Below are 22395 nucleotides of genomic sequence, written 5' to 3'. Positions count from 1 at the left end.
CTCTGAATCCCTGACCGCACGCCCCGACACCAGCGCCGGGGCGCTATCCAGCCATGCCCTCGTGGAGGACCGCATGCCGCCCGTCGGCACCAGACCATCACCCCGGCCATCCGTCGAACGCACCTGCGCCGCCATCCTGGAGCTGCTCCTGCCCTACCGCCGCGCCGCGGACCCCGATGCTCCGGCGCCCGTCTCCGCGTTCCCGGTCCAGCTTCGGCAGCTCGCCGAGTTCGTCGCCGCCGGCGACCGGATCGTGTTCACCCTGCCGGGTTTCCCCTGCAAGTCACCCAGCCCCGCCAAAGTCCTCGGACACCTCCCCGACGAGGGCGAGCGCCTGTCCCTCACCTTCCTCAACGAGCTCTGCGCGGCCGTCCACCAGGTGTACCCGCCCGGCGCGCGGATGGTGATCTGCTCGGACGGGCACATCTTCGGCGACCTGATCCGCGTCCCGGACCACCACATCGACGCCTACTCCGACGAACTGGCCGCGATGATCGACCGCGAACACCTCTCCCACCTCTCGGTGTTCGACCTGCGCGACGTCCTCGGCGGCCTCCCCTACGACGAGAAGCGTGCCCGGGTGCACGCCCAGTACGCGCCCACCGTCGAGGAACTGCGCTCGGAGGTCAAGGCGGACGACGCCGCCCTGGCCCTCTACCTGGGTATCACCCGCTTCCTGACCGACGACACCGTCGACTTCGAGGGCACCCGATCCGCCCTCCAGCGCGAGTGCAGGCAGCGCGCCTACGGCGTCATCCAGCGAAGCCGGGCCTGGGGCGACCTGATCGCCGAACGGCACCCCCGCTCGGTCCGGCTGTCCATCCACCCCCAGCGGCGCGGCGCCGCCAAGTTCGGCATCCGACTGCTCGACACCAAGGACGCCTGGACCACCCCCTGGCACTCCGTCGTCGTCCACCGACCCGACGGGGGCTGGGAGTTGATGCGGCGCAGCGAGGCCGAACAGCTCGGCCGCATCGTGCTGCGCGACGGCCGTCCCAGTCACGTCGAGACCGTATAGACAGCCGGCGGTCCGGGGGCCACCTACGGGTGGACCCCGGGCTCACACCGGATCGCTCACTGCTCTCGCTGATGCGCGGTGGTCGAAAGCGATCAGCGGGTCACCGGTGAGCGGACGCTCGACCACCGCGCACCCGCATCAACCCGCAGTAGACCCAGTGGCATGAGGTGATCAGCGACGGCCTCGACGGGACCATGGGTCATCGGCTCCCCGACCGGCGGTCCTCGGGCCGGCGAGTGCGCGCTGTCGAGCAGTGGTGCATGTCCGAAGCCCGTAGGGCAACCGCTGTTCTTGTGCGGGTTTGCCAGCCGATCACCCCTGCCATTCTGTAGCGTGGCGTAATCATGGCGGCACGGAATGTAGCCCCGGGTTCGGGGTGGATGCCGTGCGCCTTCGACGAAGCGGATGGGACTGACGTGACTTCAGAGCAGACGCAGCCGACGAGCCTGTACCCGGAGCTGGACGAGGGAACGCTGGCGCAGTTCCTCGCCGCGCTGACGAGCGGCGACACCGGTCGGATGGCCCCCGCCCGGGCAGCCGAGATCGACGAGGCCCGAGCCCTGGCCCGGGCGACCAGGGTGAGGGTGCCCGGTGCAGAGGGTGTGGAGCTGGACGGGATGCTGTGGAAGCAGCTCCGCAACGCCAAGCAGTGCCCCGGGATCGTGATGCCCTCCCCGTGGACAGGTCTCGGCTGGCTGGTCTACGTGGTACAGGCCACCCGCTTCGCGCTCGCCGGCTACAACGTCCTGGCCTACACCGCCCGCGGCTTCGGCGCCTCCGGCGGCGAGGTCGAGGTCGCCGGTGAACTCGACGTCAAGGACGCCGGCAGGGCCCTTGACTACCTGATCGAACAGGCCGGCTACCCGGTCGAACAGGCCGGCGCCCCGAAGGTCGGCTTCCTCGGCGACTCGTACGGCTCCGGCATCAGCCAGCTGGCCGCCGCCCAGGACGAGCGGATCGACGCGGTCGTCGCGCTCAGCACCTGGGGCGACCTGAGCGAGGCCTTCTACGAGAACACCACCCGGCACGTAGCGGCGGTCCAGACCCTGCTGGGCGCCGCGCAGCAGGCCGGCGCCCGGCTCAGCAAGAGCACGCAGCGGGCCTTCGACGACGTCCTGAGCAACCAGAACATCGAGGCGGCGCTGAAGTGGGCGGCCGAGCGCTCCCCGTACACCTACGTGGAGAGGCTCAACGAACGCCGGGTGCCGGTGTACTTCGCGCACGCCTGGCACGAGACGCTGTTCCCGACCAATCAGACGCTGAAGATGTTCAACGCCCTGACCGGGCCCAAGCGCATCAACCTCTCGATCGGCGACCACTCCGGCCCCGAGATGACCGGCATGGTCGGCCTGCCCAACCGGATCTGGAAGGACGCCCACCGCTGGCTGAACCACCACCTCAAGGGTGCCGAGAACGGCATCGGCGACGAGGGCCAGGTGATCAGCCAGATCATGTGGAACAAGACGCTGGAGTCCCGGCCCACCTGGGACACGGTCACCGGCCGCCCCGAGCGCCTCTACCTCGCCGCCGCACCCGACGGTGAGGACGACGGCGCCCTCACCGCGAAGCCAGGCTCCGCCTTCAGTGCCGGTTTCCAGACCGACGCGGACACCCCCGCCACCGTCGCGGGCGCGATCATCAGCACCGGCTACGCGGAGATGGCCGGCAACCCGAAGACCTACCCGACCGGCGCCATCAGCCGCGCCGACGCGGGGGTGTGGACCAGCACCCCGACGGCGGTCGCGACCCGGCTGCGCGGTGTCCCCCGGCTGCACCTCACCTACACGCCGAGCGCCGGGCAGTCGACGTTCGTCGCCTACCTCTTCGACGTGGCCGCAGACGGCAGCGCGAACATCATCACGCACGCCCCGTTCACCAATCTCGACGCGGAGCCCGGACAGCCGGTGACGGCCGACGTCGAACTGCAGGCCACCGGCTACGACGTCCGGGCCGGTCACCGGTTGATGCTCGTCCTCGACGGCAGGGACCCGTTCTACGGGGACGCCAACCAGCCGCGCGCCACCCTCACGGTGTCCTCGACGGAGGACGACCCGTCCTACCTCGACATCCCGCTGAGCTGACCATCCCGGAGCGGGGATCCGGGCACCACCTTCCGCCGGCACCGAGCGCAAGATACAGCGTCGACATCCCCGCGCTCAGACTCGGCTCCGAGGTGGCCCCCGCCACCTGAACCGCCGACCGGCGCCCTCGCGCACAGGGGCGCCGGTCGACGACGGGGCTGTCCAGCCAACGGCTCTGTCCCGTATCGGCGGTAACGAAGGGTGACGGCTGTCGTTGGCACGCTGTGCGTAAGGTCAACGAACCGGAGTCGACGCGGGGGCTGCGGTCGAAGCGCGAGTGCGGGCCGTGGCACGGGACCCAACGGAAAGACGAAGTTCGGGCAGGTGGTGCCGGCCGGTCGGAGGAGGACCGGCCGGCACTGGCTTACTCGCTGCCGGACGGGCTCGGCCGGTTGTGGTGGGTCCGGCGTTGGTCGCGGGCGAGCCGTTCGCGGCGTCGGTCGGCGGGGGAGAGCGGGTGGAGCGCGGGAACGCGGTGGGGCTGCCCGTTGGGGCCGATGGCGACGAAGACCAGGTGAGCGGTGGCGACCCGGCTGACCGGGCCGGTGGTGTTCCACCGTTCGGCGGTGACGACCACTGCGACGTCCATCGAGGTGCGTCCGGCGCGGATGACCTGGGCTCGGACGGTGAGCAGGTCGCCGGCCTGGACCGGGGCGAGGAAGGTCATCTCCTCTACCGAGACGGTGACCGCCGGTATGCCGGCGTGCCGGCCTGCTGCCGCGGCTGCCGCGTCGTCGATGAGCTTCATCACGACGCCGCCGTGGACGGTGCCGTAGAGGTTGGTGTCGTGCTCGCTCATGATGTGGGCCAGCGTCACCGCGGAGTCGGCGGGTGTCCGAGCGGAGTTCTCCGGCGCGGCCGGGGCCGGGGCGGTCACCGGTCGCCGTCCGGGGTGGCGAGGGTGGCGCGGACCGCGCGGGCAGCGTCGGTGAGGTGTTCCAGGGCTGGCCGGACCTCGTCCCAGCGGCGGGTCTTGAGCCCGCAGTCGGGGTTGATCCAGAGCCGTTCGGCGGGGGTACGAGCCAGAGCGACGAGGAGCAGCTCGGTGATCTCGGCGGTGGCGGGGACGCGGGGTGCGTGGATGTCGTACACGCCCGGGCCGACCTGGCGCGGGTAGCTGGCGCCGGCGAGTTCGGCAGTGACGGCCATCCGGGAGCGGGCGGCTTCCAGGGAGATGACGTCGGCGTCGAGGTCGTCGATGGCGCTGAGGATGTCGCCGAACTCGGCGTAGCACATGTGGGTGTGGATCTGGGTGTCGGCGCGGACGGCGCTGGTGGTGAGGCGGAAGGCGTCGGTGGCCCAGGCGAGGTAGTCGGCGTGGGCGGCGCGGCGCAGGGGGAGGGTCTCGCGCAGGGCGGGTTCGTCGACCTGGATGACGGCTGCGCCGGCGGCTTCGAGGTCGGTGACCTCGTCGCGCAGGGCGAGGGCGACCTGGCGGGCGGTGTCGGCCAGGGGCTGGTCGTCGCGGACGAAGGACCAGGCGAGCATGGTGACCGGGCCGGTGAGCATGCCCTTGACCGGACGATCCGTCAGCGCGGCGGCGGTGCGGTACCGGTCGACGGTCATCGGGTGCGGGCGGGAGACGTCGCCGGCCAGGATCGGCGGCCGGACGTACCGGGTGCCGTAGGACTGCACCCAGCCGTGGCGGGTGGCGAGGTAGCCGGTGAGCTGTTCGGCGAAGTACTGGACCATGTCGTTGCGTTCCGGCTCGCCGTGGACGAGGACGTCCAGGCCCGCCTTCTCCTGGAAGGCGATGACCTCGCGGATCTCGGCCTCGATGCGCTGCTCGTAGGTGGCGGCGTCGATGCGGCCGGTGCGCAGCTGGGCGCGGGCGGCGCGCAGCGCGTCGGTCTGCGGGAAGGAGCCGATGGTGGTGGTCGGCAGGAGCGGCAGGGCGAGCCGGGCCTGCTGGGCGGCGGCACGCTCGGGGTAGGGAGCGGCGCGGTGGCTGTCGGCGGGGGTGGTGGCGGCGCAGCGGGCGCGGACGGCGGGGTCGTGGGTGAGCGCGGAGCGGGTGCGGGAGCTGCGGGCGGCGCGGTTCGCGGCGAACTGCGGGGCGACGGCGTCGCGGCCCTCGCCCAGGGCGCGGGCGAGGGTGACGGTCTCGTCCAGTTTCTGGCGGGCGAAGGCGAGCCAGCGCAGGACCTGCGGGTCGAGGTCGCGTTCGGCGGTGGCGTCGAGGGGTACGTGCAGCAGGGAGCAGGAGGGGGCGACGTCGACGTGGTCGGCGAGGCCGAGCAGGGTGGCGAGGGTGGCGAGGGCCTTTTCGAGGTCGGCGGCCCAGATGTTGCGGCCGTCGACGACGCCGGCGACCAGGCGCTTGCCGGGTAGTCCTCCGATGGCCGCGAGGGCGGGGAGGTTGGCGGCGGCAGGGCCGGTGAAGTCCAGCGCCAGGCCTTCGACGGGTGATGTGGCGAGGACGGGCAGGGCGTCGCCGAGGGCGTCGAAGTAGGAGCCGACGAGCAGCTTGGGCCGGTGCGTGACGGCGGCCAGGTCGCGGTAGGCGCGGGCGGTGGCGTTCAGGACGGCGGGCGGCTGGTCGCGGACCAGCGCGGGCTCGTCGAGCTGTACCCAGTCGGCGCCGACGGCGCGCAGGCTCGCGAGGATCTCCGCGTAGACGGGGAGGAGCCGGTCGAGCAGGGTGAGGGGCTGGAAGCCCGCCGGGGTGTCGGGGGCCGGCTTGGCGAGGAGCAGGAAGCTGATCGGGCCGAGCAGGACCGGGCGGGTGGTGAGGCCGAGGAGTTCGGCCTCGGCGAACTCGGTGAGCGGCTTGCCGGGGTCGGCGCGGAAGACGGTGTCGGGGCCGAGTTCGGGGACGAGGTAGTGGTAGTTGGTGTCGAACCACTTGGTCATCTCCAGCGGTTCGGCGCCCTCCGTGCCGCGTGCCATGGCGAAGTACACGGCGAGGGTGTGCTCCGGGGTACCGGGCTGCAGGTCCGTGGCGGCCTTCACGTGGCGGGGCGGGACGGCGCCGACCATCCAGGCGGCGTCCAGGACGTGGTCGTAGAGCGAGAAGTGGTTGCTCGGGATCTCGCCCAACCCGGCCTCGGCGAGTTGCCGGAAGACGGCGCGGCGCAGCTCGGCGGCGGTGGTCAGGAGGTCGGCGGCGGAGCTGCGACCGGCCCAGAACGACTCGACGGCCCGCTTCAGTTCGCGGTTCGGCCCCTGCCTGGGGTAGCCGTGGACGGTCGCCGCCGAACGGTGCGGGGTGGTGGGGTACACGGTGGTGCGGGTCACGGAACTCTCCTTCGCGAGTTCGCATGGACCCCGCCGGGCGGGGTGCGCGAAGGAGCGGGCCGGGGACGGTGACGTCCGCCCTGCCCGTGCCGCCGCCGACCCGCCCACGAGGTCCCGGTGAGACCGTGCGCCGCCGCGGCGCACGGGCAGTGGCAGGTCTTCGGACTCGTGGGCACGCCGGGCCTTTCGGCCGTACCGGCTCCTACCGGCCGTCGCTTCCCAGGGGCCCGCCGGGGCTCCCAGTGCTGTTGACGGCTTTCGTTCCCACTCACCGCTGCGGGGCAGTTCCGGACTCGCACCGGATTCCCTCTTGCGACGCATCCCGCCTGGCGGACGGGGCGAACCAGCTGCACCGCCCACCCTAGCCGCACCCGCTGCCTCGGGTCGACGGGGTTCAGCCGTCGGCGTGCCGGTGGAACCCCCGGCCGCTCTTGCGGCCGAGCAGTCCGGCCTCGACCATGCGGGAGAGCAGCGGCGGCGGGGCGTACAGCGGCTCCTTGTACTCCTCATACAGGGACTGCGCGATGGCCTCGACGGTGTCCAGGCCGATGAGGTCGGCGAGTTGGAGCGGGCCCATGGGGTGGGCGCAGCCGTGGACCATGCCGGCGTCGATGTCCTCCGGGGTGGCGTGGCCGGCCTCGGCCATCCGGATCGCGGACAGCAGGTACGGCACGAGCAGGGAGTTGACGACGAAGCCGGCCCGGTCGCGGGAGCGGATGACGTGCTTGCCGAGGGGGTCCCGGGCGAAGGCCTCCACCCGCTCCAGCACGGCCCGGTCGGTGTGCAGCGAGGAGACCAGCTCCACCAGCGGCATCACGGGGGCGGGGTTGAAGAAGTGCAGGCCGAGGACGTGCGAGGCACGGGTGGTGGCGATGCCCAGGCGGGTGACGGGGATGGCGGAGGTGTTGGTGGCCAGGACGGCGTCCTCGTCGGCGAGGACCTTGTCCAGGGTCGTGAGCACGTCGGTCTTCACCGCCTCGTCCTCGACGACGGCCTCGATCACGAGCTGGCGGTCGGCGAGCGCCTCCAGGTCGTCGGCGAACAGCAGGTGCGCCCAGGTGTCCTCACGGTCGGTCGGGTCGATGCGGCCGCGGTCGACGGCGCGGTGCAGGGAACGGTCGATGCGGCTGCGGGCGGCCCGCAGCGCGGCTGGGTCCTTCTCGCAGACGATGGTGTCCAGGCCGGCGCGGGCGAAGACCTCGGCGATGCCCGAGCCCATCTGCCCGGCACCGACGACGGCGACCCGTCGGATCTCGTTCATGGCTGCCTCCGTACAGGGCGGGCGGCTCAGGCCGCGGCGCGGACTCGGACGAGGTGGCGGGCGTAGGCCTCGGTGGTGAGGAAGGCGGGGAGGTCCTTTCCGAGGGAGGTCTCCTCGAGGATCCGCACGGCGTTGTCGACCAGTGCGGGGTCGGATCCCTCGGTGAGCAGGGTGGCCCGCTCCCGGTCGATCAGCCGCCGCACGAGGTCGGGGGTGGCGAGGGAGCCGCCGGTGAGGCGGGTGCAGTGGTGCTGCCACTGCCAGATCTGGCAGCGGGCGATCTCGGCGGTGGCGACGTCCTCCATCAGCCCGAAGACGGCGACGGCTCCGGAGCCGCCGAGCCAGGCGGTGAGGTAGCGCAGGGCGACCGCGACGTTGGAGCGCAGGCCCTCCTCGGTGGGCAGGCCGGCGGTGAGCCGTTGGACGCCGAGCAGGTCGGCTGCGGTGACCTCGACGTCCTCACGGGTGCGGTCGAGCTGGTGGGGGCGCTCGCCGAGGACGGCGTCGAAGGCGGTGCGGCAGGTGTCGACGAGGCCGGGGTGGGCGACCCAGGAGCCGTCGAAGCCGTCGCCGGCCTCGCGTTCCTTGTCGGCGCGGACCTTGGTGAGGGCTGCCTCGTTGGCGGCGGGGTCGCGCCGCGGGATGGCGGCGGCCATGCCGCCGATGGCGTGGGCGCCGCGCCGGTGGCAGGTGCGCACGAGCAGGTCGGTGTAGGCGCGCAGGAAGGGCTGGGTCATGGTGAGCGTGGCCCGGTCGGGAAGGACGTAGCGCGGGCCGTGGTGGGCGAAGTTCTTGATCAGGCTGAACAGATAGTCCCAGCGGCCGGCGTTGAGGCCGGCGGCGTGCTCGCGCAGTTCGTAGAGGATCTCGTCCATCTCGAAGGCGGCGGTGATGGTCTCGATCAGGACGGTGGCGCGGATCGTGCCGTGCGGGATGCCCAACTCGGCCTGTGCATAGGTGAAGACGTCGTTCCAGAGCCGGGCTTCGAGGTGGTTCTCCAGCTTGGGGAGGTAGAAGTACGGGCCGGAGCCGGCCGCGATCTGCGGGCGGCCGCAGTGGAAGAGGTAGAGGCCGAAGTCGACCAGGGCGCCGACGGCGGGACGGCCGTCGACCAGCAGGTGCTGCTCGTCGAGGTGCCAGCCCCGGGGGCGGACCACGATGGTGGCCGGGTTGTCCCCGATGAAGTACCGCTTGCCCTCCGGGGTGGTGTCGTCGATCTGGCGCTCGATCGCGTCGATCAGGTTGAGCTGGCCGGAGACGAGGTTGTGCCAGGAGGGGGAGGTGGCGTCCTCGAAGTCCGCCAGCCACACCTTCGCACCGGAGTTGAGCGCGTTGACGGTCATCCGGCGCTCGGGCGGGCCGGTGATCTCGACCCGGCGGTCGGCGAGGCCGGGCCCGGCGCCGGCGACCCGCCAGGTGGGGTCCTCCCGGATGGCGCGGGTCTCCGGGAGGAAGTCCAGGCTGCCGCCGGCGGCCAACTCGGCGCGGCGCCGGTCTCGTTCGGCGAGCAGTTCGGTGCGGCGTCCGGTGAACCGCTCGTGCAGGCGGGCGAGGAACGCGAGCGCCTCGGGGGTCAGGACCTCCTCGAAGCGGTCCTCGTGTCCACCGAGGATCTCGACGCGGCTGGGCAGGCTCATCCGGATCTCCAGGAAGCAGGAAGCAGGGGCAGGAAGCACATGGCGGTAGGGGGTGGCGCCCGGGGCCTCGTCCCTCAACGAGGCCCCGGGCGGCGGGGCGGAAGGCGGCTCGTCCCCAACGAGGCCGCCACGGTGGCTCAGTGGAACTGCTCGGCCTCGGTGGAGCCGGTCAGCGCGAGGGTCTCGGCGTTCGGGTTGAGGGCGGTGGAGACCAGGTCGAAGTAACCGGTGCCGACCTCCCGCTGGTGCTTCACCGCGGTGTAGCCGTCCGGCACGGCCGCGAACTCGGCCTCCTGCAGATCGACGTACGCCGTCATGCCGTGCTCGGCGTAGCCGCGCGCCAGCTGGAACATCGAGTGGTTGAGGGCGTGGAAGCCGGCCAGCGTGATGAACTGGAAGCGGTAACCCATCGCGCCCAGCTCCCGCTGGAACTTGGCGATCTGGTCGTCGTCCAGCGCGGCCTTCCAGTTGAAGGACGGCGAGCAGTTGTAGGCCAGCATCTTGTCCGGGTACTCGGCCTTGACGGCCTCGGCGAACTCCCGGGCCTGCGCGAGGTCCGGGGTGCCGGTCTCCACCCAGATCAGGTCCGCGTACGGGGCGAAGGCGAGACCGCGCGAGATCACCGGGGCCATGCCGGGCTCGACCCGGTAGAAGCCCTCGGCGGTGCGCTCCCCGGTGCAGAAGCGGGCGTCGCGCTCGTCGACGTCGCTGGTCAGCAGGTTGGCGGCGAGCGCGTCGGTGCGGGCCACGATGATGGTCGGCACATCGGCGATGTCGGCCGCGAGACGGGCGGAGTTGAGGGTGCGGATGTGCTGGGCGGTGGGGACGAGGACCTTGCCTCCGAGGTGGCCGCACTTCTTCTCGGAGGCGAGCTGGTCCTCGTAGTGGATGCCCGCCGCGCCGGCCGCGATCATGCCCTTGGTCAGCTCGAAGGCGTTCAGCGGGCCGCCGAAGCCCGCCTCGGCGTCGGCGACGATCGGCACCAGCCAGTCCGGGCCGTCGTTGCCCTCGGCGGCGTCGATCTCATCCGCCCGCAGCAGCGCGTTGTTGATCCTGCGCACCACCTGCGGCACCGAGTTGGCGGGGTAGAGGCTCTGGTCCGGGTAGGTCTGCCCGGCCTGGTTGGCGTCGGCGGCGACCTGCCAGCCGGACAGGTAGATCGCCTCCAGCCCGGCCTTCACCATCTGCACCGCCTGCCCACCCGTCAGGGCGCCGAGCGCGTGGATGTAGTCCTGCTCGTGCAGCTGCCGCCAGAGCCGCTCGGCGCCGCGCCGGGCGAGCGTGTGCTCCTCGCGGACGGTACCGGACAGCCGGACGACGTCGGCCGCCGTGTACGTGCGCTCGATGCCCGCCCACCGCGGGTCACAGGCCCACCGGGCGGCGAGCTCCGCCGCGCGCTGCTCCTGCTGCTGCCGAACCGACTGAGTCATGGGTCTGCTCCCCAGGGGTGCTCATTGCGAAGGATGTGACGCACCTCACCGCGAGGGCGAGTGGGCGGCCGGACGGTGCCGGGCGGCGGTGGAACACCGCAGGACGTGGACGCCCGGACAGCACTCCCAGCCGCGACCGACCTGGAGTTCTTGCTGCTGTCCTGCGCACCTCCCGGCCGCACCACCGACTCTGGCACCTCGCGAACCCGCCGTCACCGGTGGACCGCTGCCAAGTTCTGCGAACGGTCCTCGGCGAATCTGCGAAGGTTGCGAAGACGGGACCGCGCGTCCTCCGGCTAGGCTGCCCGCACCCGGTCGGCTCAGGCGCGTAGTGGGGAGAACGTCATGGGAAAGGCCTTCGCCGGCGCCCGGCTGCGCCGCCTGCGTGAGGAACGCGGCCTCAGCCAGGCCGCCGTCGCCCGGCTGATCGACCTCTCGCCCAGCTACCTCAACCAACTGGAGCACGACGCCCGCCCGCTCACCGTGCCCGTCCTGCTGCGCCTCACCGAGGCCTTCGGCGTCGAGGCCGGCTACTTCGCCCCGCCGGACAGCGCCCGGCTCACCGCCGAACTGCGCGACGCGCTCGGCGAGGAGATCACGGCCGGCCGTGTCACCGCCGGGGACCTCGACGAGGTGGCCGCACGCCTGCCCGCCGTGGCCCGGCTGCTGACGGACCTGGCCCGTGGCCGCCGGGACGCGGCCGAGCAACTCGCCGTCCTCGCAGGGGACCGCGGCCCCGGAGCCGACGCGCTCACCCCGCACGAGCAGGTCCGCGAGTTCTTCTACCGTCGCCAGAACTACCTCCACGAACTCGACACGGCGGCAGAGGAGTTGGCGGACGGAATCAAGCTGAGGCGGGGCGGGGTCAGGGAGGTGCTCGCCGAACGGCTCGCCACCGGGCACCAGGTCCGGATCGCCACCGGCGGCGGACAACTGCACCGGTACGACGAGCGGACGCGGACCCTGCACCTGTCCGACCGGCTGCGCCCCGGGCAGCAGGCCTTCCGGATGGCCACCCAGCTGGCCTACCTCGAACACGACTCCCTGCTGTCCGAACTCGCCGCGCAGGACAGCCCGGAAAACTCCACCGCCTTCTCGCTCACCCGCATCGGCCTGGCGAACTACTTCGCCGCCGCCCTGGTGCTGCCGTACGCCGCCTTCCACACCCAGGCCGAGGCGGCCCGGTACGACATCGAGCACCTCGCCGACCACTTCGGCGTCGGCTACGAGACCGTCTGCCACCGGCTCAGCACACTCCAGCGCTCCGGCCGGCGCGGGGTGCCGTTCTCCTTCGTGCGCGTCGACCGGGCCGGGAACGTCTCCAAGCGGCAATCCGCCACGGCCTTCCACTTCTCCCGCACCGGCGGCACCTGCCCCCTGTGGAACGTCTACGACTCCTTCGCCTCGCCCGGCCGGGTCCACGTCCAGGTCGCCGCCATGCCGGACGGCCGCCGCTACCTCTGGACCGCCCGCGCCGTCACCCGCTCGCCCGGCGGCTGGGGCCGACCGGGCAAGACCTTCGCCATCGGCCTCGGCTGCGAGATCCGGCACGCCGGCCGGCTGGTGTACTCCGCCGGCCTGGACCTCGGCGACGAGGCCGCCGCCACGCCGATCGGCCTCGGCTGCAAGGTGTGCGAACGCCCCGCCTGCCCGCAGCGCTCCGCTCCGGCCATCGGCCGCCCACTGGCCGTCGACGAGCACAGCAGCACCTTCGTTCCGTACCCGGCACTACCCGGCCTTCAGGACTGACGACTGGGGGTGTAGTGCGCCGCCCACCCGCGGTGTGTCGCGGTCGCGCTACCCCTGGCGTAATGGTTTTCGTTTTCATCTACTGTTAGTGTCGGCTCAACGTTCGCGGCTGGTTCGGCATTCCCGTCCGCCGCCGTCCTGACCGACACGGAGTCGCCATGTCCGCCCACTGCCAGCTCACCGGCCGAAAGCCCGGCTTCGGCAATGCCATCTCGCACTCGCACCGCCGCACCCGGCGCCGCTTCGACCCGAACATCCAGACCAAGCGCTACTGGCTGCCGAGCGAGAACCGGTTCGTCCGGCTGACGCTCAGCGCCAAGGGCATCAAGACGGTCGACAAGCTCGGCATCGAGAAGGCCGTCGCCCGGCTGCGCGCCCGCGGGGAGAAGGTCTGATGGCCAAGCGCAGCAAGATCGTCAAGAACGAGCAGCGCCGGGCGACCGTCGCCCGGTATGCCGAGCGCCGCGCCGAGCTCAAGCGCCTGATCGCCGCCCCGGCGACCTCGCCCGAGGACCGCCTCGCCGCCCGGGCCGAGCTGCAGCGCCAGCCGCGCGACGCCAGCGCCACCCGGGTCCGCAACCGCGACGCGGTCGACGGCCGCCCCCGCGGCTACCTCCGCGCCTTCGGCCTCTCCCGGATCGGTCTGCGCGAGCAGGCGCACGCCGGGTTCCTCCCGGGCGTCCGCAAGGCCAGCTGGTAACACCCACCCACAAGCCGGTCGCGTCCCGTGCCGCGCGATCTCTCCCGGGCCGCGCGGCCCGGGGCGCGACCCCCAAACTGCTCCACCGGCTCACGCCGGTGCGGTGTCCTCAGGAAGGAAGAACCGGTGTCCCAACCCAGCCTGCTGCCCGTGGTGGTGGTCGGAGGACTCCACGAGGCCGAGCGCCGCCAGGCCGTCCTGGAGCTCCTCGCCGATCACGAGGGCGCCGTGGTCCTGCACCACGACCTCACCCGTGCGGCCGAGGGCCGCGTGTACCGGGGAGTCTGGGACGCGTCCGGCCCGCTCGGCGGGGCGAACCTGCCGCTCACCAACGACTGCCCGTGCTGCGCGCTGCGCGAGGACCTGCTGCCCGAACTGCTGAAGATCGCCGAAGCCGGGCGCCACCGTCTTGCGGTGGTGGAGCTGTGGGGCGGCAGCGACCCGCACCCGCTGGTCGAGGTCATCGCGGGCGGCGAGGTCGGCGACCGCTGCATGCACGAGGTGGTGGAGATCGTCGGCGTGGTCACCGCCGTGGACCCGCTCAGGGTCGTCCCGGAACTCTCCGTCTCGGACGAACTCTCCGAGCACCACCTGCACACCTGCGCCGACGACGACCGCACGGTCGCCGAGGCGCTCGCCCACCAGATCGAGTACGCCGACGTGCTGGCCGTCTCCCACGCCGACCAGGCCGCCGGGACGCCCGAGTTGCACGCCGGCATCGCGATGCTGCGCCAGCTCCACCCGACCGCCCGCGCCGTACGGCTGGGCACCGGCGCACTCGTCCGCGCGGCGCTCGCGGGCTTCGACGTGGCCGCCGCGCGTGACCGGGTCAACCCGGCGCTGGCCCTGCTGCCGCAGGAGGCCGACGAAGCCGGGGTGGCCACGCTGGTGTGGGAGCGGCGCCGGCCGCTGCATCCGGCCCGGTTGCACGAGGCGCTGGAGCAGCTCGTCCCGGCCGCGCAGCGCAGCCGGGGCCGGTTCTGGCTCGCCAACCGCCCCGACCTGATGCTCGCCTGGGACGCGGCCGGGGCCAACCTCGCCGTGGAGGAGTGCGGGCCGTGGCTGGTCTCGCTGCCGGACGCGGTGTGGGAGCTCTACCCGCCCGCGCGCCGGGCCGCCGCCGCCCTGGACTGGGACTCCGTCCACGGCGACCGGATCCAGCAACTGAGCTTCACCGCCGAGGGGTTGGACGTGGACGGAATCACCGAACTGCTCGACTCCTGCCTGCTCACCGATGCCGAACTCGCGGCCGGAGAGCCCGGTTGGAAAGCCATGCCGGACGCCTTCGAGGACCTGCTCGACCCCGTCGCCTGAACGTTCCGACCTGCACTGACCTGCCAACCTGCACTGACCTGAAGGAGAGAACCCGCCGTGGCCAAGATCGCCGCCGCCCGCAAGGACCGCAAGCCTCGCCCCAACCCGCTGCACGAGGCCCGCATCACCTACATCGACTACAAGGACACCAATCTGCTGCGAAAGTTCATCTCCGACCGCGGCAAGATCCGCAGCCGCCGCGTCACCCGCCTCACCGTTCAGCAGCAGCGAGCGATGGCCAGGGCCGTCAAGAACGCCCGCGAGATGGCGCTGCTCCCGTACGGCTCCGGCTCGCAGCAGGCCGCACGATGACCGAGCTGCTGTCAGCCCCGGCCCCGGCTGATGTCAGGCTCCCCGTCACCGTCCTGTCCGGGTTCCTCGGCGCGGGCAAGACCACCCTGCTCAACCACCTCCTGAACAACCGGGAGGGTCTGCGGGTCGCGGTCATCGTCAACGACATGAGCGAGATCAACATCGATGCCGCACTGGTCCGCGAGGGGGGAGGGGCGCTCTCCCGGACCGAGGAGCGCCTGGTCGAGATGACCAACGGCTGCATTTGCTGCACCCTGCGCGACGACCTGCTGGAGGAGGTCGACCGCCTCGCGCGGGCCGGGCGCTTCGACTACCTGCTGATCGAGTCCAGCGGCATCTCCGAGCCGATGCCGGTCGCGGCGACCTTCGCCTTCGCCCGCGACGACGGCGCGACCCTCGGCGACGTCGCCCGCCTGGACACCATGGTCACCGTCGTCGACGCAGCGGGCTTCCTGCCCGAACTGCGCGGCGGTGACGAACTGACCGCACGCGGGCTCGACCAGTACGAGGACGACGAACGCACCGTCAGCGACCTGCTCATGGACCAGGTGGAGTTCGCCGACGTCCTCGTCCTCAACAAGACCGACCTGGTCACCGCCGACGAAGCCGACCGCCTCGCCGCCGCGCTCAGCCGCCTCAACCCCGCCGCCCGCATCGTACGCGCGACCGGCGGCCGCGTCCCGCCCGCCGAACTCCTCGGCACCGGCCTCTTCGACCTCGCCAAGGCCCAGGAGGCGCCGGGCTGGGTCGCCGAACTCAACGGCGACCACGTGCCGGAGACCGAGGAGTACGGCATCACCAGCCTGGTCTACCGCGCCGAACACCCCTTCCACCCCGGCCGGCTCTGGGAGTTGGTGAGCGAGCGCCTCGACACGGGCGAGTTCGGCACGGTGCTGCGCTCCAAGGGCTTCTTCTGGCTCGCCTCCCGCCCTTCCGTCACCGGCCTGTGGTCCCAGGCAGGATCCGTCGCCCGCTTCGAACCCTCCGGCATGCGCTCAGCCGCGACCGGCCGGACCGGCCTCACCGCACTGACCGGCCTGACCGGCCTGACCGACGCCACGGGCCTGACCGACGCCACGGGCCTGACCGGCCTGAACGACGAACAGGCGCACAGCGGCCAGGAACTCGTCTTCATCGGCACCGGGCTCCGCAAGGACGAACTGCGCGCCGCGCTCACCCACTGTCTCCTGGACGACGCCGAGCATGCGGCTGGACCACATGCCTGGACGGCCTTCGAGGACCCGTTCCCGGAGTGGGACGAGCACGCCCTCCAGGACGACCACGACCACCAGCACCTCAACTAGCCACCACCACAACACAGGAGGAAGCCCTCATGGCCGTACCCAAGCGGAAGATGTCCCGCAGCAACACCCGCCACCGCCGAGCCCAGTGGAAGGCGGCCACGCCCCAGCTGGTACCGATCACCGTCGACGGTCGCGAGCACCTGGTGCCGCGCAACCTGGTCCGCGCCTACGAGCGTGGTCTGCTGACACTCAAGTCCTGAAGTCTGCCCAGCGGTTGTCGGCCTGCCCCATGGAAGGCGGGGCGGGCCGGCCGCGCGGTGGACTCGGTCCGGCTCCGCGTCCGGGCAGCCGCAGCCGGCCGTCGACGTGCGGCTACGGCCTGGCCGCTGCGCTCGGCTGGGTGTCCGGAGCCGGTGGGGCATCCCGGTAGGGGTCCTCCGGCTGGGGGATGACCGTCAGGCTCGCCGCGGCCGCCGCGCCGAGGACGATGTCGACGCCGCGGGTGGGTTCGTCGAGGATCAGCAGGTCGGGTTTGCGGGCGAGCCGGCGGGCGAGGACGACCTTCTGCTGGTTGCCGCCGGACAGGGTGCGGACCTCCGCCTCGATGGAGGGGGCGCGCACCCGCAGCCGGTCGGCGTACTCCTGGGCGAGGTCCTTCTCCTGTCGGCGCTTGACGAACCGCCACCGGCTGAGCCGGCGCAGGCTGACCAGGGAGGTGTTGTCGCCTTCCAGGCGGAGAGGATCCGGGTGTCGGCCGCGTTCCGGCCGGCCTTCTTGAACTCCTCCGCGGCGCGCTGGCCGACCTGCTGGCCCATCTGCTGGCCGGAGAAGCCGATCCGGGGCACCAGGTCGGACGCGGCGCACTGCGCCGGGGACGGCCCGCTCGCGCAGACCTGGTCGTCGGAGGTGAGCAGCGCGGCCTTCGCGCCCCGGGCCGTCTGGACCACCTGCGGGCCGACCGCAGGGTCCGGCACCACGATGATCAGGCCGTTGCTCTTCTGCGCGATCGCGGCCCGCACCTCGCCGACCGTCCTGTTCGCGTCGTTGCCGAGGTTCACGACCTTCACGCCGGCCCCCAGCTCGGCCGCCTTGGCCTTGGCCCCGGCGGCCTCGTCCACGAAGTACTGCTGGTCCCCCTGCTTCTGCAGGTAGGTGATCGAGACCTTCCCGGTCACCGGGGCCACCGGGGCGTCGGCGCCGGAGGGGAGGTCTGCCCGGTGGAACAGGCCGTCAGGCCGAAGGCGGCGGCCAAGCTCGGCGCGGCGAGCGAGGCCAGACGCCTGCGGGCGGAGGGGTGCATGGTGAGGGCTCCTGAGGGTCTTGGATCGATCAACTAGAAGCAACATGATCGATCGGAAATCACCGCAATCAAACGCGATGAGGCCCCAGGGAAGCGCCGGTCCGGACCCGAGTCAAGCGCTGGAACTCAACTCGGCGGTTTCGAAGCCATCTCGTTACGCCCCTGATCGTCTCACCTTACTGATCGGTAAAGGGGCTTCGGATAGCTTCAGTCAAAGCTGCGGCAGCGTCAATAGGGCTTGCTGGCAGTGGCTGCATCGCCCCCGAAGATGTCGCATTGAGTTCGACCGTGTTGTTGATTGATGTTGAAAGTTGGGGCTACGCTCCTGCCCGACGTCCGGCATGCCCCCTCAAGTCCCCTCACGTCGCTCGCGTCGAGCGCTCACCCGGACCTTCGGCGCGATCGAACACGATCCCCCACCTCTTCCGCCCCCCCGGAGAAGCCCATGGGCCGTAAACGCCTGTCCCTGACCTTCCGGACCGCCTTCAGCGCGGCACTCCTCCTGGCCGCGGGCACACTCGCCCCGCTGGCGCTACCGGCGGACGCCGGCGCCGCCGTCGCTCCCTCGACCGCCATCGCCGTCGACGGCGGCAAGCCCGGCCTGACCTTCGACGGCATCGGCGCGATCTCCGGCGGAGGCGGCAACTCCCGCCTGCTGGTGGACTATCCGGAGCCGCAGCGGAGCCAGCTGCTCGACTATCTGTTCAAGCCCGGCTACGGCGCATCGTTGCAGGTACTGAAGCTGGAGATCGGCGGCGACACCAACTCCACCGACGGCGCCGAGCCCAGCATCGAGCACACCCCCGGCACCGTCGACTGCAATCAGGGCTACGAGTGGTGGCTGGCCGAACAGGCCAAGGCCCGCAACCCGAACATCAAGTTCTACGGCCTGTCCTGGGGCGCCCCCGGCTGGATCGGCAACGGCAACTTCTGGTCCCAGGACACCATCGACTACCTGATGTCCTGGATGGGATGCGCCGCCCACCACCACCTGACCGTCGACTACCTCGGCGGCTGGAACGAGCGCGGCTACGACAAGACCTGGTACGAGCACCTCAAGTCCGCGCTGACCACCCGCGGTTACGCCACCAAGGTGGTCGCCGCCGACGACACCTGGGCCGTGGCCGACGACATGGCCACGGACCCGGCGTTCAAGAACGCGGTCGACATCGTCGGCGTCCACTACCCGTGCGGCTACCTCGGCGCCTTCAACTCCTGCCCGAGCACCGCGACCGCCCAGGCCCTGGGCAAGCCGCTGTGGGCGAGCGAGAACGGCTCCGAGGACGCCAACGAGGGCGCCCCCTCGGTGGCGCGCGGGATCAACCGCGGCTACCTCGACGGGAAGATGACCTCGTTCATCAACTGGCCCGTGATCGCCGCGCTCTATCCCAACCTCTACTTCTCCACCGACGGCATGTCGATCGCGAATCAGCCGTGGTCCGGCAACTACAGCATCGGCAAGACCACCTGGGCCACCGCGCACACCTCGCAGTTCGCCAAGCCGGGCTGGCGCTACATCGACTCCGCGGGCGGCTACCTCGGCGGAAACCGCTCCAACGGCAGCTACGTCACGCTGAAGTCGACCAACAACAAGGACTACAGCACCGTCATCGAGACGATGGACGCCACGACCGACCAGAGCGCCAACTTCACCGTCACCGGCGGCCTGTCCACCGGGAAGGTCCACGTCTGGGCCACCAACCTCGGCTCCGCCGACCCGGCCGACTGGTTCGTCCACACCCAGGACATCACGCCGAAGCAGGGCGGCTACACGCTCACCCTCAAGCCCGGGTACGTCTACACCGTCACCACCACCACCGGCCAGGGCAAGGGCACCGCCACCCCGCCGGCCCCCGCCCCGCTCAAGCTGCCCTACGCGGACACCTTCGAGACGCCGGCCACCACCACGTCCCCCAAGTACTTCACGGACATGAACGGCGCCTTCCAGACCGTGTCCTGCGGCGGCGGGCGCCCCGGCACCTGCCTGCGCCAGATGGCGCCCACCTCGCCGATCCGCTGGACCGACGAGTCCTACAACGCCCCGTACACGATGATGGGCGACGGCAGCTGGTCCAACTACACCGTCGCCGCCGACACCCTCTTCGAGCAGTCGAGCACCGTCGAACTCCTCGGCCGGGTCAACCAGCAGGGCCGCAACAACAACGGACTCAACGCCTACCACCTGCGGGTCAGCGACACCGGCGCCTGGTCCATCGACAGGAGCGACACCAGCTGGCACTTCACCACCCTCGCCGCCGGCACCACCACCGCCCTCGGCACGGGAAGCTGGCACAACGTCGCTCTCTCGCTCCAGGACAGCACCCTCACCGCCTCCATCGACGGGGTGACCGTGGGCAGCGCCACCGACGGCAGCTTCACCAACGGCCAGGCCGGCCTCGGTGTCACCGACTACCGGACCGACCAGTTCGACAACTTCGCCCTCACCCCCGGCGCCCCCTCCATCCACACCGGCCCGATCGCCTCCGCCCTGCCCGGCAAGTGCGTCGACGCCGGCTCCGGTGACAGCGGCAGCGCCGCGCAGCTCTGGGACTGCACCGGCGGCCCCGCGCAGACCTGGACCCGGGTCAACGGCACCCTCACCCACAACGGCAAGTGCCTCGACGTCACCGGCCAGGGCACCGTCAACGGCACCACGGTCGGACTGTGGGACTGCAACGGCGGGGCCAACCAGCAGTGGCTCCCCCAGCCCGACGGCACCCTGAAGAGCAGCCAGTCCGGCCGCTGCCTCGACGACCCGGCCGCCGACACCACCAACGGCACCCGACTGGAGATCTGGGACTGCAACGGCGGCACCAACCAGCGCTGGATGCTCCCGTAGCACCACCGGTCCGACCCGACGTGGGTGCGTCGGTGCCCCGCCGGCACCGACGCACCCACGTTGCAGCACCTGTCTGTCCCCCCACCGACCACGAGTGGCTTCCTCGGAGGCCACCGGACAGGAGTCAACCCCGATGAGCCGACCGCCCCGCGCACCGCGCAGAGGGATCACGGCACTCGCGGCCCTGGGCCTGACCATCGCCGCCGCCGTCGCGGTCGCCCCGCCCCGACCCGCCTCGGCGGCCCCCACGGCTGCCGCCGCCTCGCAGACCGTCACCCTCGACGGCTCCTCGCCGGGGCGCGCGTTCGACGGACTCGGCGCGATCAGCGGCGGCGGAGCCACCTCCCGACTGCTGGTCGACTATCCCGAACCCCAGCGCAGCCAGGTACTGGACTACCTCTTCAAGCCCGGCTACGGCGCCTCGCTGCAGACGCTGAAGGTGGAGATCGGCGGTGACGCCAACTCCAGCGACGGCCCCGAACCCTCCCACCAGCGCTCCCGCACCGACCTCGACTGCGACCGGGGGTACGAGTGGTGGCTCATGGAGCAGGCCAAGGCCCGTAACCCCGATATCCACTTCTACGGCCTGGAGTGGGCCGCGCCGGGCTGGCTGAACGGCGGCATCTGGTCCCAGGACAACATCGACTACCTGCAGTCCTGGCTGGGGTGCGCCCGAAGCCACGGGCTCGATGTCGGCTACCTCGGCGGCTGGAACGAGAACGGCTACGACAAGGCCTGGTACGAGCGGCTGCGCGCCGCCCTGGACAGCCACGGTTACACCGGCACCACGCTGGTGGCCTCCGACAACGACGACCAGAACTGGTCGGTGGCCGCCGACCTGGCCGCCGACCCGGCCTTCGCCAAGGCCGTCGGCGTCGTCGGCCTGCACGGCGTGTGCTGGCACTCGACCCCCGCGTACACCGGCTGCCCGGGGAGCACCACCGCCACCGGGCTGGGCAAGCCGCTGTGGGTCGCCGAGGACGACAACGACAGCTACGGCTCCGAACCGGGGGCTCTGGCCCGCAACCTCAACCGCGAGTACATCGACGCCAAGGTGACCTCGGACATCAAGTGGGCGCTGGTCAGCTCCTGGCCCTCGAACCTCCCGTTCGCGGGCGCCGGCCTGATGGCCGCCGACCAGCCCTGGTCCGGGAACTACACGGTCGGGCGCGACATCTGGGTGATGGCCCACACCACGCAGTTCGCCCGGCCGGGCTGGCGGTACCTGGACGGCGCCGCCGGCTACCTCACCGGGTCCGGTGCCAACGACGACCCGCACAGCGGGAGCTACGTCACGCTCAGGTCCGGCCACGACTACAGCACCGTGGTCGAGACCACCGACGCCACCACCGCGCAGACCGTCACGTTCAAGCCGGCCGGCGGCCTGTCCAGCGGGACGGTGCACGTGTGGGACACCGACCTGAACTCCACCGACACGGCCCGGTGGTTCGTCCGCGCGCAGGACGTCAAGCCGCAGCGCGGCGGGTACTCGGTGACCCTGCAGCCCGGCCACCTCTACACCCTCACCACCACCACCGGCCAGGGCAAGGGCGCCGCCACCCCGCCCGCGCCGGCCGCCTTCCCGCTGCCGTACACGGCCGACCTCAGCGGCTACCCCGCCGGCGCGACCGCCCGCTACTTCCACGACTGGGCCGGCGCCTTCGAGACCGCGGCCTGCCCGGCCGGGGCCGGCACCCCGATGTGCCTGCGCCAGGTCATCACCCAGGCCCCCCACCCCTGGCACTCCGACATGAACTACACCCCGATGACCCTGCTGGGCGACCCGTCCTGGCGGCACTACCGGGCAAGCACGGACGTCGACTTCGAGGAGGCCGGCGGCTCGGCCGAACTGCTGGCCCGGATCGACCACATGGACCACGACCGCTCCGGGTACCACCTGAGGATCGACGACTCCGGCGCCTGGAGCCTGTTCACCGAGGACCGCTCCGGCGCCGACACCGTCCTGGCGAGCGGCAGCTACCCCGGCGCGGGCGCGGGCACCTGGCACAACCTTGCCCTGGCCGTGCAGGGCCAGAGCATCACCGCGTCCATCGACCACACCGAGGTGGCTTCGGTCACCGACGCGGGCCACGCGCTGGGGCAGGTCGGGCTGGCCGCCGGCGGCTTCCAGCACGTCGACTTCGCCGGCACCACCGTCACCCCGCTCGACGCGCCGGCCGGCCACACCGTCACCGGCGTGAACAGCGGCAAGTGCCTGGACGTCACCGGCGCTTCCACCGCCGACGGCGCCCAGGCCATCCAGTGGACCTGCG

18 protein-coding genes and 1 riboswitch are annotated in these 22395 nt (G+C 71.7%); of the genes, 11 read left to right on the top strand and 7 right to left on the bottom strand.

Annotated elements, in window-relative coordinates; genetic code table 11:
* Positions 1-73 precede the first annotated feature (73 nt).
* Both ACZ3UD_RS29355 and ACZ3UD_RS29350 read left to right on the top strand, forming a co-directional pair.
* The gene (locus ACZ3UD_RS29355) at positions 74-1018 is read left to right on the top strand and encodes an L-tyrosine/L-tryptophan isonitrile synthase family protein (protein ID WP_465594170.1); all 945 of its coding nucleotides are present in this window, start codon (positions 74-76) and stop codon (positions 1016-1018) included.
* Positions 1019-1434: 416 nt separating this feature from the next.
* Positions 1435-3099, top strand: a complete 1665-nt coding sequence (locus ACZ3UD_RS29350; RefSeq protein WP_465594167.1) for a CocE/NonD family hydrolase — start codon at positions 1435-1437, stop codon at positions 3097-3099.
* 364 nt (positions 3100-3463) lie between these two features.
* On the opposite strand, the gene ACZ3UD_RS29345 is transcribed toward ACZ3UD_RS29350, so the two are convergent.
* The 5 genes from ACZ3UD_RS29345 to aceA all read right to left on the bottom strand — a co-directional run bounded on the left by ACZ3UD_RS29345 (position 3464) and on the right by aceA (position 10664).
* Complete coding sequence (locus ACZ3UD_RS29345) at positions 3464-3976, bottom strand: acyl-CoA thioesterase (protein WP_465594164.1); 513 nt, start codon at positions 3974-3976, stop codon at positions 3464-3466.
* A complete protein-coding gene (gene metE / locus ACZ3UD_RS29340) occupies positions 3973-6336 on the bottom strand; it encodes a 5-methyltetrahydropteroyltriglutamate--homocysteine S-methyltransferase (protein WP_465594161.1) in 2364 nt (787 codons plus the stop codon). Before metE ends, ACZ3UD_RS29345 begins: the two co-directional genes overlap by 4 nt.
* Before the next feature lie 150 nt (positions 6337-6486).
* A riboswitch (cobalamin riboswitch) is annotated at positions 6487-6682 on the bottom strand.
* Positions 6683-6730: 48 nt separating this feature from the next.
* A complete protein-coding gene (locus ACZ3UD_RS29335) occupies positions 6731-7597 on the bottom strand; it encodes a 3-hydroxybutyryl-CoA dehydrogenase (protein WP_465594158.1) in 867 nt (288 codons plus the stop codon).
* A 26-nt stretch (positions 7598-7623) separates the two neighbouring features.
* Positions 7624-9234 carry a malate synthase A gene (aceB, locus tag ACZ3UD_RS29330; protein WP_465594155.1) on the bottom strand — a complete coding sequence of 537 codons (1611 nt, stop codon included), beginning with the start codon at positions 9232-9234 and terminating at the stop codon, positions 7624-7626.
* Positions 9235-9371: 137 nt separating this feature from the next.
* The gene (gene aceA, locus ACZ3UD_RS29325; protein ID WP_465594152.1) at positions 9372-10664 is read right to left on the bottom strand and encodes an isocitrate lyase; all 1293 of its coding nucleotides are present in this window, start codon (positions 10662-10664) and stop codon (positions 9372-9374) included.
* A 345-nt stretch (positions 10665-11009) separates the two neighbouring features.
* Between aceA and ACZ3UD_RS29320 the strand changes: the two genes are divergently transcribed.
* The 7 genes from ACZ3UD_RS29320 to rpmF all read left to right on the top strand — a co-directional run bounded on the left by ACZ3UD_RS29320 (position 11010) and on the right by rpmF (position 16243).
* The gene (locus tag ACZ3UD_RS29320; protein WP_465594149.1) at positions 11010-12413 is read left to right on the top strand and encodes a short-chain fatty acyl-CoA regulator family protein; all 1404 of its coding nucleotides are present in this window, start codon (positions 11010-11012) and stop codon (positions 12411-12413) included.
* 158 nt (positions 12414-12571) lie between these two features.
* Positions 12572-12808, top strand: a complete 237-nt coding sequence (gene rpmB / locus ACZ3UD_RS29315; protein ID WP_465594146.1) for a 50S ribosomal protein L28 — start codon at positions 12572-12574, stop codon at positions 12806-12808.
* Positions 12808-13113, top strand: a complete 306-nt coding sequence (rpsN, locus tag ACZ3UD_RS29310) for a 30S ribosomal protein S14 (protein ID WP_465594143.1) — start codon at positions 12808-12810, stop codon at positions 13111-13113. Before rpmB ends, rpsN begins: the two co-directional genes overlap by 1 nt.
* A gap of 126 nt (positions 13114-13239) precedes the next feature.
* Positions 13240-14427 (top strand): CobW family GTP-binding protein, encoded by a 1188-nt coding sequence (locus ACZ3UD_RS29305; RefSeq protein WP_465594140.1) that lies wholly within the window; start codon positions 13240-13242, stop codon positions 14425-14427.
* A 57-nt stretch (positions 14428-14484) separates the two neighbouring features.
* A complete protein-coding gene (gene rpsR, locus ACZ3UD_RS29300) occupies positions 14485-14739 on the top strand; it encodes a 30S ribosomal protein S18 (protein WP_465594137.1) in 255 nt (84 codons plus the stop codon).
* Entirely contained in the window at positions 14736-16043 is a 1308-nt protein-coding gene (locus ACZ3UD_RS29295) for a GTP-binding protein (protein ID WP_465594134.1), read from the top strand. The genes rpsR and ACZ3UD_RS29295 overlap by 4 nt, the downstream gene beginning before the upstream one ends.
* A gap of 29 nt (positions 16044-16072) precedes the next feature.
* Complete coding sequence (gene rpmF, locus ACZ3UD_RS29290; RefSeq protein ID WP_465594131.1) at positions 16073-16243, top strand: 50S ribosomal protein L32; 171 nt, start codon at positions 16073-16075, stop codon at positions 16241-16243.
* A gap of 112 nt (positions 16244-16355) precedes the next feature.
* Here rpmF and ACZ3UD_RS29285 read toward each other — a convergent pair whose 3' ends face one another.
* Entirely contained in the window at positions 16356-16604 is a 249-nt protein-coding gene (locus ACZ3UD_RS29285; RefSeq protein WP_465594128.1) for an ATP-binding cassette domain-containing protein, read from the bottom strand.
* On the bottom strand, positions 16502-17158 hold the full coding sequence (locus ACZ3UD_RS29280) for a type 1 periplasmic-binding domain-containing protein (protein WP_465594125.1): 657 nt from the start codon (positions 17156-17158) through the stop codon (positions 16502-16504). Before ACZ3UD_RS29280 ends, ACZ3UD_RS29285 begins: the two co-directional genes overlap by 103 nt.
* Positions 17159-17728: 570 nt before the next feature.
* Between ACZ3UD_RS29280 and ACZ3UD_RS29275 the strand changes: the two genes are divergently transcribed.
* Both ACZ3UD_RS29275 and ACZ3UD_RS29270 read left to right on the top strand, forming a co-directional pair.
* Positions 17729-20122 (top strand): ricin-type beta-trefoil lectin domain protein, encoded by a 2394-nt coding sequence (locus ACZ3UD_RS29275; protein WP_465594122.1) that lies wholly within the window; start codon positions 17729-17731, stop codon positions 20120-20122.
* A gap of 133 nt (positions 20123-20255) precedes the next feature.
* The coding region (locus ACZ3UD_RS29270; protein ID WP_465594119.1) for a galactosylceramidase at positions 20256-22395 on the top strand (2140 nt) is incomplete at its 3' end.

It is taken from the genome of Kitasatospora sp. NPDC023118 (assembly GCF_055560875.1).
This window is presented reverse-complemented; position numbering and strand designations above follow the sequence as displayed.

What these genes read in the sequence shown, in the direction of transcription:
- rpsN (WP_465594143.1), top strand. Translation starts at nt 12,808, where the DNA reads ATGGCCAAGCGCAGCAAGATCGTCAAGAACGAGCAGCGCCGGGCGACC.
- ACZ3UD_RS29355 (WP_465594170.1), top strand. Translation starts at nt 74, where the DNA reads ATGCCGCCCGTCGGCACCAGACCATCACCCCGGCCATCCGTCGAACGC.
- ACZ3UD_RS29275 (WP_465594122.1), top strand. Translation starts at nt 17,729, where the DNA reads ATGGGCCGTAAACGCCTGTCCCTGACCTTCCGGACCGCCTTCAGCGCG.
- rpmB (WP_465594146.1), top strand. Translation starts at nt 12,572, where the DNA reads ATGTCCGCCCACTGCCAGCTCACCGGCCGAAAGCCCGGCTTCGGCAAT.
- rpmF (WP_465594131.1), top strand. Translation starts at nt 16,073, where the DNA reads ATGGCCGTACCCAAGCGGAAGATGTCCCGCAGCAACACCCGCCACCGC.
- ACZ3UD_RS29320 (WP_465594149.1), top strand. Translation starts at nt 11,010, where the DNA reads ATGGGAAAGGCCTTCGCCGGCGCCCGGCTGCGCCGCCTGCGTGAGGAA.
- aceB (WP_465594155.1), bottom strand. Translation starts at nt 9,234, where the DNA reads ATGAGCCTGCCCAGCCGCGTCGAGATCCTCGGTGGACACGAGGACCGC.
- ACZ3UD_RS29295 (WP_465594134.1), top strand. Translation starts at nt 14,736, where the DNA reads ATGACCGAGCTGCTGTCAGCCCCGGCCCCGGCTGATGTCAGGCTCCCC.
- aceA (WP_465594152.1), bottom strand. Translation starts at nt 10,664, where the DNA reads ATGACTCAGTCGGTTCGGCAGCAGCAGGAGCAGCGCGCGGCGGAGCTC.
- ACZ3UD_RS29335 (WP_465594158.1), bottom strand. Translation starts at nt 7,597, where the DNA reads ATGAACGAGATCCGACGGGTCGCCGTCGTCGGTGCCGGGCAGATGGGC.